The sequence below is a fragment of the Rhodococcus sp. H-CA8f genome (assembly GCF_002501585.1).
GTDB classification, from domain to species: domain Bacteria; phylum Actinomycetota; class Actinomycetes; order Mycobacteriales; family Mycobacteriaceae; genus Rhodococcus_F; species Rhodococcus_F erythropolis.
This window is the reverse complement of sequence record NZ_CP023720.1, coordinates 5,989,362-6,006,623: the sequence shown is the minus strand read 5'-3', so window position 1 is coordinate 6,006,623 and position 17,262 is coordinate 5,989,362. Positions and strand designations below refer to the sequence as shown.

The window sequence follows — 17,262 nt, the reverse complement described above, 5'->3', positions numbered from 1 at the left end:
CTGATACAAGTACTACTTTCGACGGGTACTGTACGAGCGTCCAGCTCCATTCTGATTTCCGCTCTGTTCGAGTGACCTCCTTCCGTGCGGTTCCCGATCCACGTCTGTTGCTAGCTGAGGAGAGTTCGTGTTGGTGAGAAGAAGTTCCGCGGTTGTGGTGGCGGCGTTGGTCGGTGGCGTGCTGGTGGCAGGTGGTGTTGCTTCGGCTGCTCCGACGTCATCTCCCGCGGTGGAGAACACGATCGGGTTCAAACTGGGTTGCGATGGTTACGAGCACCCTGGCTTGGGCAGCATCTCCGACGAATTCCACTCCACGGGCGTGACCATCTCGGCTCCGGAGAAGGTCGCGGCGGGGTCGACGTTCACCTACCGAGTCCAGCCAGGTGCGATGACTGTTCCCACGAGTGGTCATGCGGGGCGTTCGGCGATCAGGTGGACACGGATGAAGTACGACTTCGACATTCCTGCGGGGGTGTCGTTGGTCGATGCTCAGGTAGTGGCGGGTACGTCGTCGAATTTGTCGGGTGCGGCGCCCTCGGTAATTCGAATCGACGACGGTGGTTCGCCGGATGCTGCGGGCACTCACTTGCGTATTTCGGGGAACAATCAGACTGCTGACTCCAATGGCGGTGGTGGAAACGGTCCGAGTACAAGTAAGAACGATGATGGCGGAATCGGCGCGGAGGCTGGAAAGACTTTCCGGTTGCCGGCGATCGATGTGACGGTGATTGCGGGTGGTGCGGGTAGCACTGTGCAGCCGAAGTTAAGGGTGACGGATGGCAATTCGGGATCCTTTGATTCTCCGAAAAATGCCTTCACCTTCTTGCAGCGCGAGAAGGACGTCTTCACCGTCGCATACTGGGAGAGGTACAACTGCTCTCCGCATGACTCACGCAGCGCGGGATTGAATGCGGGTGGTCAGGCATTGGCCACCGTCAACGTCGTCTCGCAGGTGGCGACCACGACCGCAGTGACGTCCGGCGCGTCGGCAACGATCGGTCAATCGACGGATTTGATTGCGCAGGTCTCCCCGGCGCCGACAGGCGGCACCGTTCAGTTCAAGGATGGCGGGACTGACATCGGCGCCCCGGTGGCCGTCGTCAATGGCGTTGCCACACTGCCACATACATTCACCGCGGCGGGAGATCACTCCATCACCGCTGTGTACGACGGAGTTCTCGAGTTCCTGACCTCAACGTCACCGGCGCGCACAGTGAGCGTGGCTGCTGCCGATGTACAGACGACCACGGCGCTGACAGTTCCGAGCAGCGCCGTCGAGCAGACCTCGGTCGCGCTGACCGCAAACATCTCTCCGGCAACTGACGGCGGAACGGTCCAGTTCAAGGACGGTGGCACAGACATCGGCGGACCGATCGCGGTGACTGCCGGAGCGGCGACCCTGGATCACACGTTCACTACGACGGGATCGCACTCGATCACTGCGGTCTACTCGGGCACTGCCGGTTTTGGTGGTTCGACCGCGCAAGCTCAGACCATCGAGATCTCGAGCTCCGCGCTGAGTACGACTACAACGCTTCAAGTTCCGGCTGCTGCGATCACGGGCAGCGCGGTTGATCTGACTGCGACGGTTGCTCCGAACAATGCGGTGGGTTCGGTGCAGTTCAAGTCGAACGGCACGGCGATCGGCTCCCCGGTCACGGTGTCCGGTGGGACTGCGACGCTGTCGCATTCGTTCGATGCTGCTGGCGCTCAGAGTGTTACGGCGGATTTCACCGCCGGTGCAGGGTTTGTCAGTTCGTCGGCGTCGGCTCAGACGGTGACGGTCTCTGATCCGGCTCCGGTGGATGTCGAGACGACGACGTCGTTGTCGGTTCCGGCGACGGCGATCACGGGTACGGCGGTTGATCTGACGGCAACGGTGGCTCCGAACAACGCTGTCGGTACGGTGCAGTTCAAGTCGAACGGCACTGCGATCGGCACTCCGGTGGCAGTCTCCGCGGGTGTTGCGACGCTGTCGCATTCGTTCGATGTTGCTGGTGCTCAGAGTGTTACGGCGGACTTCACCGCTGGTGCAGGGTTTGCGAGTTCGTCGGCATCTGCTCAGACGGTGACGGTCTCTGATCCGGCTCCGGTGGATGTCGAGACGACGACGTCGTTGTCGGTTCCGGCTACGGCGATCACGGGTGCGGCGGTTGATCTGACGGCAACGGTGGCTCCGAACAACGCTGTCGGTACGGTGCAGTTCAAGTCGAACGGCACTGCGATCGGTTCGCCGGTGACGGTTTCCGGTGGAACCGCGACGCTGTCGCATTCCTTCGATGCCGCTGGCGCTCAGAGCGTTACGGCGGACTTCACCGCCGGTGCAGGCTTCGTCAGCTCCTCGGCATCGGCCCAGACGGTGACGGTGTCCGATCCGGCTCCCATCGATGTGGAGACGACGACGTCGCTCTCGGTTCCGGCGACGGCGATCACGGGCGCGGCGGTTGATCTGACTGCGACGGTTGCTCCGAACAATGCGGTGGGTTCGGTGCAGTTCAAGTCGAACGGCACGGCCATTGGTTCACCGGTCACGGTGTCCGGTGGGACCGCGACGCTCTCGCACATCTTCGATGCTGCTGGTGCTCAGAGCATTACCGCGGACTTCACCGCTGGTTCCGGATTCAAGAACTCGGTTGCGAGTGCGAAGTCAGTTCAGGTGAGTGTTGCCGACCAGGAATCCGTCGTCGAACTGAATATCCCCACCGATGCCAAAACTGGTGTGGCGACCGACTTGTGGGCAACAGTCCGAACGTCGTCGGATGACGCTGTCGGCGTCGGAACCGTGCAGTTCTACGACGGTGGCGTCGCGATCGGCGGTCCTGAACCGGTTACGGCCGGCGCTGCTGGTCTGTCGCATACGTTTACCTCTGCGGGTGCGCATAGCATCACGGCGGTTTACTCGGGAGGAGCCGGTGTAGTCGGGTCCTCGGCCCAGGCGCGGACGGTGAATGTGACGGACCCTGCGCCTTCGGATGTCACCACGGAGACTGTGGTGACGGTGCCTGCCGATGGTGTGGTGAACAAGTCGGTGACCCTGTCGGCGACTGTCAGTTCGGTGCAGAACGGTGGAACGGTGCAGTTCATGGATGGGGACACCCCGATCGGTGACGCTGTGCCAGTGGTCAACGGGATCGCGGCGCTGAACCACACCTTCACCACAACCGGCGCGCATTCGATTTCGGCAATCTACAGCGGCGCAGCCGGATTCACAGGCTCCACCTCGGCGGCCCACGCAATTCAGATCAAGGCTGCAACCGGCGGTGGCACGGGCAGCCTCGGTTCAGGCAGCGCTGGCTCGAGCGATTTCCTTCCCTTCGGTTCCTGACCGGAACAGTTCAGGTCGCGGCCCCGAGGCAGTATCCCTCGGGGCCGATCGACAGGGTGAACTGCATCGGGCGTGAGTTACCGATCCCGTCAGTGACGGGCAGGGTGACACGGAGGTAGTCGCCGCGAACCGGGGTGACTGTTGCGGCGGCGGCATCAAAAGACTTGATACCGGCCAGTTGATTCGGATCGAGCTTGAGCGGCGGCTGGCCGGTGGCGCCGGTGCCGTCCGGATCCCAGGGGCTGTTGCCTGGGCAGATCAGCGGATAGAACGTCTCGACGTCGCGGGTGTTGACCGGCCGTCCCGTGGCGCGTGAGAGAAACCGGACGACGGCATGGGAAGCGTCGGCCGGGGTGTAGAAGTTGGATTGCCCCGCAGGGAAGACGAACGGGCACGCATAGCCGGAAGCGATCTCCGAGCGTTTGGCGGCGACGGAGAGTCCGCCGCCACTCCAGGTGACCGCGTACTGGCCGTCGACACCTGGCGCGGCGATGGCCGTCAAGATGGCGGGCACATCCGAGTATCGGTCGGCAATTGTTGTGGGCGGCATCGTCCAGCATGCGTTCGTGAGCGCGTCGACGTCCAAAGACACCAGGTCCGTTGCCCAGGCCGCCAAGGCCGGCGCAGCAGCCGGATTACCGGGCACGTCACCAACCGGAGGTGGCGCGACCGGCGTGGCGGGCGCAGTGGTGGTCGTGGGCGCGAGAGTGGTTGTCGTCGTGGTTTCCGTCGTAGGCGGAGACGGTTCGTCCGTCAGGATTCCTGTCCGTCCGTCGTCCTCACATGCGGTTATCGCCAACGTCATGGCGAGTGCGACTGCCCCCACTGCCGCTCGTCCTGCCGACTTCATTCGTTCTTACGCCCCTTTTGCGACATTCTGACCAACATCCACCCCATAACTGCTGCGGGTCAGATCACGGATTCCCGTCTACGCTAGCGAACTGTGGATCCCGTTTACAGAACAGTCATCGGCATCGCCCGTACCGTCTTCGCTTTCGAGGGCCTGAAGTTCTCCGTCAAGGGAGAGCAGAACATCCCGGCGTCCGGTGGCGCCGTGATCGCGATCAACCACACCGGATACATGGACTTCACGTATGCGGGACTGCCGGCGCGGACCCCCAAGCGCTACATCCGGTTCATGGCGAAGAAGGAGGTCTTCGACAACAAGATCTCCGGACCGATCATGCGGGCCCTCAAGCACATCCCGGTCGACCGCGGCGCGGGCGCCGACTCCTATAAGGCGGCCGTAGATTTCCTGAAGCGCGGTGAATTGGTGGGCGTGTACCCCGAAGCGACGATCAGTCGGAGCTTCGAGATCAAGGAATTCAAGTCCGGCGCCGCCCGGATGGCGATCGAGGCGGGCGTCCCGATCGTTCCCGTCGTCATCTGGGGCGCTCAGCGCGTGTGGACGAAGGGTTATCCGAAGCGGTTGGGCCGCACCAACACTCCCATCTCCATTGCCGTCGGCGAGCCGATTGCACCCTTCGAACCGGCGAGTGAGCTGACGGCGAAGCTACGGTCGACGATGCAGGAGTTGCTGCTCGATCTGCAGAAGGACTACGACCATCCCGCCGGCGAGTACTGGGTACCGGCCCGCCTCGGTGGCAGCGCGCCGACGCTCGAGCAGGCCGACAAGATGGATGCCGACGAGGCCGAGGCGAAAGCCAAAGCACGTGAGGCGCGGAAGTCCGAAGGCTGACCCATGTCCTTCGAACCCGTTTACACCGCCGTCGAGGTAGTCGCGCGTGGTCTGAGCGGTTTCCAGGGCGTGAAAGTCACCCGCACCGGGACGGAACACGTCCCGGTGTCCGGCGGTGCCGTCATCGCGATCAACCACACGAGTTACCTCGATTTCATACCGGCGGCCCTGGCGGTCGGCACCGCGAAACGCAAGCTCAGAGTGATGGCCAAGGCTGAGCTGGCGGACAACAAGGTCCTCGGCTTCCTCATGCGTGGATGCGGCGTCATCGAAGTGGACCGCTCCGCCGGAGCGCAGGCGTATCGAGCCGGAGTCGACGCCCTCAAGCGTGGCGAATTGGTGGGCGTCTACCCGGAAGCGACGATCAGCCGGAGCTTCGAGATCAAGGAAATGAAATCCGGAGCAGCTCGGATGGCCATCGACGCCGGCGTGCCGATAATTCCGCTGATCGTCTGGGGCGCCCAGCGGATCGTCACCAAGGGCGGACCGAAAAATCTGGGCCGCAATCATTTCCCGATCTCGGTGGAGGTGGGTGCACCGATCGATCCGGTCGAACCCGCCGAAGCGCTCAGCGAGATCCTGCGCATCGAGATGGATGCAATCCTGCGCCACGTTCAGGACGGGTTCGTGCACGAGCCCGGGGCGTACTGGGTGCCTCGCCGACTCGGCGGTGGCGCGCCGACGCCGGCGGAAGCCGCGGCCATGGATGCCCAGGAGCGCGCGAAGCGGGCGCGCTGAGCGAGACCGTCGTACCGGGCAGGCACAATGGCGGTGTGAGCCCAGACCGTCGTATCAGCCCTGACCGCCCAACCTTGGTTGCGACCGATGTCGACGGCACCCTCATCGATCACGACGAGTTGGTCAGTGCCCGCACCCGCGCCGCCGTGCATGCCGTCGTCGAATCCGGCACGCCGTTCCTGCTGGCAACCGGGCGTCCTCCGCGATGGATTTCGCCAGTCGTCGAAGGTTTGGGATACGCGCCACTCGCCGTCTGCGCCAATGGAGCCGTTGTCTACGACAGCTACGCCGACCGCGTCCTCAGCGCCGCGACCTTGTCGGTCGACGCACTCACCGAACTCTCCGAGTTGGCTCTGGTTGCACTTCCCGGGTCGGGATTGGCCGCGGAACGGGTGGGGGAGAGCGCACACGACGCCGCCACCCCACAGTTCGTCAGCTCACCAGATTACGAACACGCCTGGCTCAACCCGGACAACACCGAGATGTCCGAGGACGAAGTGCTTGCGGCGCCGGCCGTCAAACTCCTGATTCGCCGTCCAGGCATGACCAGCACGGCGATGTACGACACGCTCGCCCCGCACGTCGGTGCGCTCGCCGACATGACGTACTCCACCGAGAACGGACTGATCGAACTCTCGGCGCCGGGAATCACGAAGGCGTCCGGCCTGGTTGCCGCCGCTGAAAGGTTCGGCTTCGACCTGTCGGGTCTGGTTGCCTTCGGGGACATGCCCAACGACATCCCGATGCTGGGGATGGCACGCCTCGGCGTTGCCATGGGCAACGCTCACCCCGAAGCCAAAGCCGCAGCCGACGAGGTCACCGACACCAATTCGGCGCACGGGGTCGCAAAAGTCCTCGAGCGCTGGTGGTCGTAGAACCCACCAGCGCCCGAGGACGTGTACTGCTCGAGTGTCAGCCGACAGGCGCGCTGTTGGCCATTTCCTGGGCAAAGGTCTCGTTGTAGGTCTTGAGGACCTTCGTGACCATGCCGGTGATCTGGTTGAAGATCAGCGAACCGTTCTCGAAGTCGCTGCGCAGGCCGTCCGGGATCGAGTATTCGTCCGAGATCGGCAATCCGAGTTCACCCGCGTCGGAACCGAAGCTCTGCCACGACTTGAAGATCTCGCCGAGCACGGTGAACACTCCGCCGTTGGGTGAGGTGTAGACAGCGCCGTTCTGGAACAACGCACCCTGGTTGCCGAGCTTCGCCTGCAGGATTCCGGACAGCGCCTGGCCGAGGCGTCCGAGGTCACCACCTTCGGCGATCCACTTCTGCGCGAGCGGTGAATTGTCGGTGATCTTCAGAATCTGGGTGACCAGATCCGGGATCGACGATCCGGTGCCACCGGTGACCGTGTCGACCGGAGTGGTCGGCTTGGGCGCAGGCGTCGACGGATTGGAGGGGTTCGACGGGTTCAACGATCCCCCGATATTCGCGGCCGCGATGTTCCGGATGTCGTTCATGTGTGCGTATGCGGCATCACCAGGGCAAGCCGTGTTTCCGACGTCGCGGTGGGCGAAGATGATCGGCAGATCCACTGCTGCGCCCTGCGGGTACGGAGTGAACTCCGTGCCCTCGGAGTACATCGTCGTTCGACCCTTCGGGTCGAGGCCGGCCAGGCCGAGCTTCCAACCGAGGAACTTGCCGACGGCATTGAGCGTCGCCTGCGAAGGCTCGACGGTGGAGTAGTCACCCATCATCGCGATACCGGTGGTGTTCTCGTTGAAGCCGCCGGCGTGCGCGCCCTGAACTGCTTTGTCGAGTCCGCCTGCGCGGCCTTCGAAGGTCTGACCGTACTTGTCGACGAGGACGTTGTATCCGACGTCGCACCAGCCGAGAGTCCGTGCGTGGTAGGCGTAGATAGAGCGGACGATGCCGGCCGATTCTTCCTTGGTGTAGTTGTTGCTGCCCGCGGTGTGGTGAACGGTTGCTCCACCGGTGAAGTCGTCGTACGTGGGGGAGTCGCAGCGAAGTGACTCGTCGGCTCCCCACTGTGCGCGGGTGATGACGGAGGGTCCACTGCCGCCGAGCGGTGCCGCGACTGCCTGCAGATTGCTGTCCGCGTCGCTGGTACCCGGATCGATCAACACTGCGGTAACGGTATCTGCTGCCGTCGTCGCCTGGCGAAGCGGCTTGGACACCGAAGCCGGGGTGTACCCGAGTTCGCCGGTGGCTGCGGGTGCTTCCGCAGGCACAGGTGCTTCGGCCGGCGCTTCGGCCGGCGCTTCGGCAGGCACAGGCGCTTCAGCAGGTGCTTCGACAGGTGCGGGTGTGGCTTCCGGAGCCGGCACAGCTTCGGCCGCGGGGGCAGCGACACCCTGCGGGGTGAGGATCTGGATGGACTTGGTGGCGCCGACGAAGACAGGTTCGGTGGCGGTACCGGCGTTGGTGGCCTGATCCGAACTGGCGGAGTCGATGGCGTCAGGGGTGAACCACGGACCCCAGGTGCCGTCCTCGGCCAGGGCGCGGACCTTGGACTGCGCCGAGGCGAGCGTGTCCGAGGTCAACGCGACCATGCTGAACGGAGTGTCGCGGGTGACTTCCTTGACCACGGCACCTGGCTCTTCCTCGGAGGGAACCGGAGCGGTTTCGGTCGGGGCCCCGGGAGCAGCGGGTGCCGGGAAGAGCTCGGTCGGCAACGTGATCCCTGGAGGTAGCGGGATTTCGGTCGGGAGCTTGAGGTTTCTGAGATCGCCCAGGTTGATGTCGGGGAGATCGAGACCGGTCAGCTCCTTGACCGGAATGATGATGTCGGGCACCGACGCGAGGAGCACCTCTGCGATCTGGGTCGGCACTGCTACTGACGTCGTTTCGTTCGCGGAACGTACATCGGACGTAGTGCTCGTGAAGCCGTAGACCGCAAAAGGACTTGCGACAGCCACTGCGGCTACAGCCCCGAGTACGAGCGAGGGCTTCGGTCGACGGTGTGGCAAGGGATTACTCCTCGGTTGTAGTTACTTGCGAGCGAACTTCATGGCCGATGACGGCCGTGAACGGAATCCTTCAAAACCGGATCCGAGCAGGTCGGATGCCATGTTCTGGGGTTGAACTCCAGTTTTCGGACGCGTACGTCTGCAACTCGTGATGCTGATGTGACTCGTGTGACTGGTGTTGCTAACTCCAAACACTCTTGCCACACTAGTCACAAAAGTCCATAACGCTCAACCTTAGGGTGAGACTTTAGTTAAATCGTTGTGGACTGGCCTGCGCGCGAAGTACCGACTTCGCGGACTCGTGGGGCCGGTAGCGATGAGGAGAGCATTGATGGCGAGTAGCGGAAGAAGCGGAACTGCAGGTAAGAAGCCTGTGTCCGGTCGCGCAGGTCGCTTTCTGGTGGGCGGACCCGGGAGGCGAACCTCGCTGATGCGGGTCTCGGTCCTCGGTCTCGTTCCGGCTCTTGCGCTCGGCGTCGCGATCGGAGGTTTCACGCAAATCCGCGCTGACGAGCCGTCGATCCTGCACGCCGTCGCCGCCGATACACAATTCACGCTCTCCGGTCATGGCAACGGACACGGCCGCGGAATGGGGCAGTGGGGCGCTTACGGCTACGCCAAGAACGACGGCTGGTCCGGCGAGCGAATCCTCAGTCACTACTACGGCGGAACCGTCCTGGACTCCTTGCCGCCCGCCCAGATGAGTGTGCGGCTCACAGCCCAGGACAACTCGACGCTCGACGTCTACTCCGACGCCGGCCTCGTGGTCAACGGTCAGCGCACCGCGCCGGGCGAGGCTGCCCATCTCACTGCACTGCCCGGTGGCGGTGCGCAGGTGGTTGTCACCAGCGGGTGTGGTGGCGGGGTTGTCTGGGAAGCGGTCACCGAGCATCCGTGGGTGGATCCTGTGGATCTCAGTCCCGATCGACCCGCCGACCAGTTCCTGAAGCTGTGCAACAACGACGCGCCCTATCGCGGCGCCCTCGGCGTAGTGCTCGACAACGGCTCGGCTCGGACGGTCAATCTCCTCGACATGGAGGACTACCTGCTCGGCGTGGTGCCGGTCGAGGCGAAAGCCGAATGGGCCGATTCCGGTGGGGCCGAAGCACTACGGGCGCAAGCCGTGGCGGCGCGCTCGTACGCTGCGACCGAGCATCGCAGCTCGTACGCCGACACGTGCGACACTCAGGACTGCCAGGTCTACGGCGGAGCTGGCAAGGAAGATCCCCGGACCACTGAAGCCGTTCGGTCCACCGCCGGCGCCGTTCTGTCGCGTGACGGCAAGATCGTTGCCACCGAATTCTCTTCGTCCACAGGAGGTTACAGCTCCGGCGGTGAATTCCCGGCCGTCGAGGATCTCGGTGACGCCCTTTCGCCCAATCACGACTGGACAGTGAATCTGACCGCGGGTGAGATTGCGGACGCCTTCGATGTGGGCGAGCTCCAATCGCTCAAGATTCTCTCGCGCAACGGATTCGGTACCGACGGCGGGCGAGTGACGGCAGTCGAGGTGGTCGGAACAGATGCAACTGTTGGCGCCACCGGAATGCAGTTCCGTCAGAAACTCGGCCTGAAATCGGACTGGTTTACCGTCGGCGACGGCGCTGGTGTGGTAGTGGCACCGGATTCGGAATCGACAGTGCCGGAATCCAATTCGCCATCCGGCGATCCATCGGGTACGGTTACGGAGACGCAGATCGAGAAGAAGTATCGGGAGCTCGGCGGTGAAAGCGGCTCTCTCGGTGCTCCTGCCGGCCCGGAGATGCAGTTGCCCTCCGAAGCAGGCACTTTCCGTGTCTACGAAAACGGAACCATCATCTGGACAAAGGTTTTGGGTGCGCAGGTAGTTGATGCCAACGTGCTCCGCGAGTGGATACCGACGGGCGGAAGCTAGGGGAAGGTCGGTCGGTAGCGACTCGCACGTATCGACTCTGAAGGGTCTCTGCCGTAACCCGGCGGAGGCCCTTCAGGTCGTTCAGGGCTCATTGGTTGTCGGTCAGATGGTCGGAGCGTCGCCGAGCAAGCGGTACTCGAGCCACAACTCCGCACGTTCCGTGGGGGAGCCGAGGTCCAGTTGGAGAAGGCTCTCGATCCGAGCGAGTCTGCTGCGCAACGTATGCCGATGAATATTCAGCGCTGTGGCTGCGGCGTCGCCCACACCGTTGTGTGCCAACCACATGGCCAAGGTTCGGTAGAGATCGCTACCGCCCTTCGCTTCCAGAAGCGGGCGCAAGTGTGCCGCCGCGAATGCCGTCGAGCGATCCTGATCGAGAAACGCGGACAATCCGCTCTCCGAGAGTTCGGCGAACCGCATCGAAGGCAGGTTGCGGGCGCCGGCCTCGGCTGCTGCCTGCGCGGCTTGGCGTCTGGCGCGCGAGAGATCGTCCCACCACAGCATGTCCGACACGCCGACGGTTACGTCGATTTCGTTGACACGGGCGAGGATTCGCCCGCTGTCGGTAGCCGAGACGACGGCGATCAACGCTCCGTCGGTGATGCCGAACGCCAGATCGCGGCTGAGACCGTCGAGCAGTGAGACGGACACGCTCTCGAGCAGGCCACTCGGGCCCGCTACGTGGAAGACCTGGAAAGGTTCGACCGGAAATCCTCCCCACAGTTCCCCGGAGATGTTGCGGGCGAGCGCATTCTGTCCTTCGAACAGCTGATGCATCGCCACGGTACACAAGTGGTTCATCGTCAACTGCGCATCTCGGGTTCGAGCCGTCATCAACGTGAGCAGAGACGCGGCGGCGATGACGATGCCCTGATTCAGAGAGCCGACGGCGCCGGGGCAGCCGGCGACGAGATACCCCATCAGCTTTCCCCTCGACGTCATCAAAGGGTGCGAGATGACGTCCTCGTTCTCACTCGTGAGGAAACTGACTTCCATCGGGCGGGCGTCGCGCTCGGGAGCCGTTCGCTCGATTCCTGCGGCAGCAGCGGTGTGTGAGATCTCGACGGTATGGCCGGCCGAGTCCAGCAGGGCCGCCCATCCGCCGATCAATTCCGCCACCCGTCGTACGACTGCCCGGGTGCCGTTGACCGTCACTGCAGCTTGAAGCAGTCGCCGCAGGCTCTGGTAGTTGCTGCGCAGCGCTTTCATGTCGTCGTCGGATTGCGCCTTCGACACCGCTTTGGTCAGGGCGATGAAAGGTGTTCGCAATGGGACGTCGAGTAGGGGCACACTGAAACGGGTGGCCGCATCCACCAGAGTCTGCGGCGCCTGCTCGTATCCGAGGCCGGTTCCGAAACCGATTCCGGCAATTCCGGCCGCCACCAGGGTGCGTACGAAACGGGTCGTTTCCGCGGCCGTCGTCGGTAGCGACACCCCGGTGATGAGTAGTAGTTCGCCGCCGTCGAGGAAGGGCGTCGGGTCGGGAAGTTCGGAGACATGTGCCCAGGTCAGGGTGCGATCGAGCTGATCGTGCCCCGCCAGGACGCGAAGGCCGAACTGTTCGGTCGCACAAAGCTGGCGGAGCGTGATGGGCATGGGTCCAGTCTGACACCTCGGACTCGCCACTTTGTAGTGCCTGCGGTCACGTTTGTACAAAGTGGAGCCTGACGCGAGCTTGCCGAAGGTCCGACACTGGCGCTATCGAAAATGCGCTCCAGAAGAGCGTCACCGAGATCCACCCTCCCGAACAGCCCACAAGGAGTACTGATGTCCAGTACAGACCAGCCGGCACTTCAGCACACGCTGAAGAAGCGGCATCTGTCGATGATTGCGATCGCGGGCGTCATCGGCGCCGGACTGTTCGTCGGCTCCGGTGTGGCGATCCAGGAGACGGGACCGGGTGTCCTGGTTTCCTACGCGTTGGCCGGCGTAGTCGTCATCCTCGTGATGCGCATGCTCGGCGAGATGTCGGCAGCGTCGCCGGAAACCGGCTCGTTCTCGTCGTACGCCGACAAGGCCATCGGCCGCTGGGCGGGCTTCTCGATCGGCTGGCTGTACGCGTGGTTCTGGATCATCGTGCTCGGCATCGAGGCCACCGCCGGTGCCCTCATCATGAATCGTTGGGTTCCCGGCGTTCCCCAGTGGACCTGGGCTCTGATTCTGATGATCGTGCTGACGCTGACCAACATCATCTCGGTCAAGTCGTTCGGCGAGTTCGAGTTCTGGTTCGCTTCCATCAAGGTCGTCGCCATCATCGCGTTCCTCGGCATGGGCATCGTGGCGATCTGCGGATGGATGCCCGGCGTCGAAGCACCGGGAATGACCAACCTGACCGGTCACGGCGGTTTCCTGCCGAACGGAACAGGAGCCATGCTCGCCGCAGTCCTTGTGGTCGTGTTCTCGTTCTTCGGCGCCGAAATCGCCACCATCGCCGCCGGTGAATCGGCCAACCCGCTCGAAGCTGTTCGCGCTGCCGTCAAGTCCGTCGTCTGGCGAATTCTCATCTTCTACATCGGCTCGATCGCGGTGGTCGTCACTCTGCTTCCCTGGGACAGCGCATCGGTCGCGCTCAGCCCGTACGTCGCCGTCATGGACTCCTACGGCATTCCGGCCGCGGGCAACATCATGGACGTCGTCGTCCTCACGTCGGTTCTGTCCTGCCTCAACTCCGGTCTCTACACCGCGAGCCGCATGATCTTCTCTCTCGCCGGCCGCGGCGACGCCCCCAAGTCGCTCTCACGTATCGAGAAGACCGGCGTCCCGATGCGCGCTGTCCTGGTCTCGACGATCGTCGGCTTCCTGACCGTCGGCATGAACTACCTCTCCCCGGACAAGGTCTTCCTGTTCCTGGTCAACTCCTCCGGTGCGATCGCGCTGTTCGTCTGGCTCGTCATCTCGGTGTCTCAGCTGCGCACCCGCCGCAAGCTCGAAGCTTCGGGCCAGGAACTGGAACTCAAGATGTGGTTCTTCCCGTACCTGACCTACGCGACGATCGCCGCCATCATCGCGCTCTGCATCGGCATGCTCACCCTGGACTCGACGCGCAGTCAGATGATCGTGTCCCTGGGGCTCGCAGCGATCCTCGTGGGCATCGGGATCTACCGATACCGGAACCACAAAGAGACCGAGGACGCCGAAGGCGCCGACGCCGAGGTTGTACCCGTGTCCGAGAGCGCTCCCACACCCTGACACCAACGTCCCCATCTGCGAGATACTTAGATGTCCTAGTATCGGCCACGGACAGAGAAATCGACGTGAGCACAGCAGATGGGGACAATCATGACCACACCCGAACCGATCGTCATCGTCGACGGGGCCAGGACCCCCGTCGGTAGCTTCGGCGGCGTCTTCAAGGACGTACCCGCACACGAGCTGGGTGCCGCAGCAGCCAAGGCCGCGCTGAGCCGCGCCGGCGTTGCACCCGAAGACATCGACGAGGTCGTCATGGGCTGCATCGGCCAGGTCGGCCCAGACGCCTACAACGCACGCCGCGTGGGCATCGCCGCCGGACTGCCCGAGAACGTTCCCGCCTACACCGTCAACCGCCTCTGTGGCAGCGGCCTGCAGGCCGTGTGGTCGGCGGCGATGCAGATGCGCTGGGGCGCAGCTGCCATCACCCTCGCCGGCGGCGACGAGAGCATGTCCCGCATGCCGTTCTACGACTTCGCCGCCCGCTCGGGCTACAAGCTCGGCGATCGCAGCCTCGTCGACGGCACCGTCGCCATGCTCACCGACCCGTTCAGCAAGGCTCATATGGGCCGCACCGCCGAAGCCGTCGCCCGCAAGTACGGCGTCAGCCGCGAGCAGCAGGACGAGTTCGCCGTGGAATCTCAGCGCCGCGCTGCTACCGACGCAGCCAAGGCAGCATTCGCCGAGGAGATCACTCCCGTCGAGACCGGTGGTCGGCGCTCCGTCACCGTCACCGAAGACGAGCACCCCAAGCCCGGAACCACTGTCGAAACCCTCGCCAAGCTGCGCCCCGCATTCGAAGAGGGCGGATCCGTCACCGCCGGCAACGCGTCGGGCATCAACGACGGCGCCGGCGCCCTCGTCCTCGCGACGGGCACCGAGGCAGCCAAGCGCGGCCTCACCGGACTGGTCACGCTCGAAACCGTCACGACGGCAGCCATGGAGCCCGGCCTGATGGGCTACGCTCCCGTGCTCGCTCTCGAAAAGCTTTTTGCGCAAACAGGATTGAAGCCGTCCGACATCGGCACCGCCGAGGTCAACGAGGCCTTTGCTTCGCAGGCCATCGCCGTCATCCGTGACAGTGGCCTGGATCCGGAGAAGACCAACCCGTACGGCGGAGCAATCGCCCTCGGACACCCGGTCGGCGCTACCGGAGCCATCCTCACGCTGCGCGCGGCACGCGACATGGTCCGTCGCGACCTCGAATTCGGCATCGTCACCATGTGCATCGGCGGCGGTCAGGCACTCGCTGCCCTGCTGAAGCGGGTCTGATCATGGCGACCAAGCGCAAGCCGTCGTGGCATGACGACGAGATCACCGCAGTAGCCGAACTGGCCCGTGGTTTCTTCGATCGTGAACTGATCGCCAAGCGTGAGCAGTGGGACGCTCAGCATCGCGTCGACCGGTCCGTGTGGCTCGAAGCCGGCAAGCTCGGCCTGCTGTGCTGCTCGATTCCCGAGGAATACGGCGGGGGCGGTGGAACTTTCGCGCACGATCTTGCAGTCTTCGAGGCGCAGGGCTACTGCGGGGACTATGCACTCGGTAACTCCGTGCACAGTGGCATCGTCGCCCACTACGTGCTCGAGTACGGAAGCGAAGAGCAGAAGAAGGCCTGGCTGCCAGGTATGGCGACGGGTGAAATCCTCGGCGCCATCGGAATGACTGAGCCGGGAACAGGTTCCGACCTCAAGGCCATCACCACGTCCGCGATCCGCGACGGTGACCACTACGTCGTGAACGGGTCGAAGACCTTCATCACCAACGGTGGCAGCGCAGACATGATCGTGCTCGCCGTCAAGACCGATCCCAAGGCGGGCGCCAAGGGTGTCTCGCTCCTGATCGTGGATCTGCGTGACTGCGAAGGCTTTGCGGTCGGCCGCGTCCTCGACAAGGTCGGTCAGCACGGCGCCGATACGTCGGAGCTGTCCTTCACCGATGTCCGCGTTCCCGTTTCGAACCTCCTCGGCGAGTCCGAGGGGCTCGGTTTCGGTCAGTTGATGGCGCAGCTGGTGCAGGAACGTCTCATCATCGGCGCGCAGGCCATCGGCACCATCGAGCGTGCCGTCGAGGAGACCGTCGCGTACACCAAGGCGCGTCAAGCGTTCGGGCACAGCCTCTTCGAGTTCCAGAACACCGCCTTCGAGCTGGCCGAGTGCCAGACGATCGCACGCACCTGCCGTGTCTTCCTCGACAACTGCATCGAGGATCACCTCAATGGCGAGCTGGACGGCGCAGACGCCGCGATGGTCAAGTACTGGCTCACCGAACAGCAGTGCGCCGTCGTCGATCGGTGCGTGCAGCTCTACGGCGGATACGGCTACATGCGTGAATACCCGATCGCGCGCATGTACGAGGACTCCCGCGTCCAGAAGATCTACGCCGGCGCCAACGAAGTGATGAAGGGCATCATCGCGAAGAGTCTTTGATCACCGGCGTCGAAAACCATTGACACCGACCAGGCACCCACCGAGCATTTCGGTGGGTGCCTTTGTGTGTGCCTACAAGCGGTATCGAGTTGTTCGGAAGGCAATCACTGATGAGCTTCACCATCGACGTCGGATCGGCGCGCGTCACCCAACTGACGGAGCTGGCGCACTGGCCGTTTCCGCCGCGAGAGCTTTTTCCGCACGCGGGTGATGCGGAGATCGAGGACGCGTCGGCGCGGCTGACACCGGAGTTCTTCGACGCGGGTAGCGGTGACCTCGTACTTGCCATCCACACCTACCTGGTGGAAATCGGCGGCAAGGCCATCGTCGTCGACACCGGCAACGGGAACAGCAAGCACCGGCCGAACCTCCTGCCGCACCACATGTTCGGCACCGACTACCTCTCGCGCTTCACCGACACCGGCGTCGACTTGGGCGACGTCGATCTGGTGGTCAGCACACATCTGCACCCCGATCATTGTGGTTGGAACACCAACCTCGAGGCCGAAACCTGGCGGCCCACCTTTCCCCGCGCGACCTACATTTTCGACCGCACCGAACTGGCCGCGCTCGAACAACTCGCCGCCGACGGTCCACACGAAGGAGTGGTCTCGGATCTGGCGCAGACCTTCGAGGACAGCGTCCGTCCCGTTCTGGACGGGGCGAAGTGGGAGGCGGTCGACGACGGCCACGTCCTGGCCGAGTCCGAAGGCACACGCGTCGTCGTGCGCAGCGCGCCCGGTCACACGCCGGGCCACATCGTGATCGAGATCCGCACTGCCGACGGCGGCGCCGTCATCGCCGGCGACGTGATCCACCATCCGATCCAGTTTCTGTACCCGGACCTCAGCCAGGGCGGCGACGCCGATCCCGAGATCGCCGGGGTCACCCGCCGCGAACTTCTCGAACGCTGCGCGTCGGAGGGACTGCTTCTACTTCCCGCACACTTCCCCGTCGACGAACCGATCACCATCGATTTCGATTCGAGCGGTGCACCCAGTGCTTCCGGTCTGATCGGTCTTGCAACGTCCTGACTTGCCGCATCGTCCCTGGTGAC

12 protein-coding genes are annotated in these 17,262 nt (G+C 63.8%); 9 read left to right on the top strand and 3 right to left on the bottom strand.

The annotated features are described in order from the left end of the window. Window positions 1–133 precede the first annotated feature (133 nt). Entirely contained in the window at window positions 134–3,325 is a 3,192-nt protein-coding gene (locus CPI83_RS27905) for an Ig-like domain-containing protein (RefSeq protein WP_097388268.1), read from the top strand. Between the two features lie 10 nt (window positions 3,326–3,335). Here the strand turns inward: CPI83_RS27905 and CPI83_RS27900 are convergent, their stop codons facing one another. After that, window positions 3,336–4,175: a hypothetical protein gene (locus CPI83_RS27900; protein ID WP_097388048.1), complete on the bottom strand. Its 840-nt coding sequence runs from the start codon at window positions 4,173–4,175 to the stop codon at window positions 3,336–3,338. 93 nt (window positions 4,176–4,268) lie between these two features. On the opposite strand from CPI83_RS27900, the gene CPI83_RS27895 reads away from it, so the two are divergent. Genes CPI83_RS27895 through CPI83_RS27885 form a run of 3 tightly spaced genes read left to right on the top strand, consistent with a single transcriptional unit; the run spans window position 4,269 to window position 6,637 of the window. After that, window positions 4,269–5,024 carry a lysophospholipid acyltransferase family protein gene (locus tag CPI83_RS27895; protein WP_020905757.1) on the top strand — a complete coding sequence of 252 codons (756 nt, stop codon included), beginning with the start codon at window positions 4,269–4,271 and terminating at the stop codon, window positions 5,022–5,024. Window positions 5,025–5,027: 3 nt separating this feature from the next. Then, window positions 5,028–5,762, top strand: a complete 735-nt coding sequence (locus tag CPI83_RS27890; RefSeq protein ID WP_020905758.1) for a lysophospholipid acyltransferase family protein — start codon at window positions 5,028–5,030, stop codon at window positions 5,760–5,762. Between the two features lie 53 nt (window positions 5,763–5,815). Further along, window positions 5,816–6,637: a Cof-type HAD-IIB family hydrolase gene (locus CPI83_RS27885; RefSeq protein WP_024488043.1), complete on the top strand. Its 822-nt coding sequence runs from the start codon at window positions 5,816–5,818 to the stop codon at window positions 6,635–6,637. Window positions 6,638–6,674: 37 nt separating this feature from the next. Here the strand turns inward: CPI83_RS27885 and CPI83_RS27880 are convergent, their stop codons facing one another. Then, a complete protein-coding gene (locus tag CPI83_RS27880; RefSeq protein WP_097388047.1) occupies window positions 6,675–8,696 on the bottom strand; it encodes an N-acetylmuramoyl-L-alanine amidase in 2,022 nt (673 codons plus the stop codon). Between the two features lie 331 nt (window positions 8,697–9,027). Between CPI83_RS27880 and CPI83_RS27875 the strand changes: the two genes are divergently transcribed. Continuing rightward, the gene (locus tag CPI83_RS27875; protein ID WP_097388046.1) at window positions 9,028–10,590 is read left to right on the top strand and encodes a SpoIID/LytB domain-containing protein; all 1,563 of its coding nucleotides are present in this window, start codon (window positions 9,028–9,030) and stop codon (window positions 10,588–10,590) included. Between the two features lie 102 nt (window positions 10,591–10,692). Here the strand turns inward: CPI83_RS27875 and CPI83_RS27870 are convergent, their stop codons facing one another. Next, a complete protein-coding gene (locus CPI83_RS27870; RefSeq protein WP_097388045.1) occupies window positions 10,693–12,186 on the bottom strand; it encodes a PucR family transcriptional regulator in 1,494 nt (497 codons plus the stop codon). 171 nt (window positions 12,187–12,357) lie between these two features. On the opposite strand from CPI83_RS27870, the gene CPI83_RS27865 reads away from it, so the two are divergent. From CPI83_RS27865 to CPI83_RS27850, 4 genes are all read left to right on the top strand, one after another. Beyond that, window positions 12,358–13,779 carry an amino acid permease gene (locus CPI83_RS27865; protein ID WP_097388044.1) on the top strand — a complete coding sequence of 474 codons (1,422 nt, stop codon included), beginning with the start codon at window positions 12,358–12,360 and terminating at the stop codon, window positions 13,777–13,779. 90 nt (window positions 13,780–13,869) lie between these two features. Continuing rightward, window positions 13,870–15,051: a thiolase family protein gene (locus CPI83_RS27860; protein ID WP_007731825.1), complete on the top strand. Its 1,182-nt coding sequence runs from the start codon at window positions 13,870–13,872 to the stop codon at window positions 15,049–15,051. Between the two features lie 2 nt (window positions 15,052–15,053). Continuing rightward, complete coding sequence (locus CPI83_RS27855; protein WP_007731824.1) at window positions 15,054–16,205, top strand: acyl-CoA dehydrogenase family protein; 1,152 nt, start codon at window positions 15,054–15,056, stop codon at window positions 16,203–16,205. A 110-nt stretch (window positions 16,206–16,315) separates the two neighbouring features. Beyond that, window positions 16,316–17,239 (top strand): MBL fold metallo-hydrolase, encoded by a 924-nt coding sequence (locus CPI83_RS27850; RefSeq protein ID WP_097388043.1) that lies wholly within the window; start codon window positions 16,316–16,318, stop codon window positions 17,237–17,239. Window positions 17,240–17,262 lie beyond the last annotated feature (23 nt).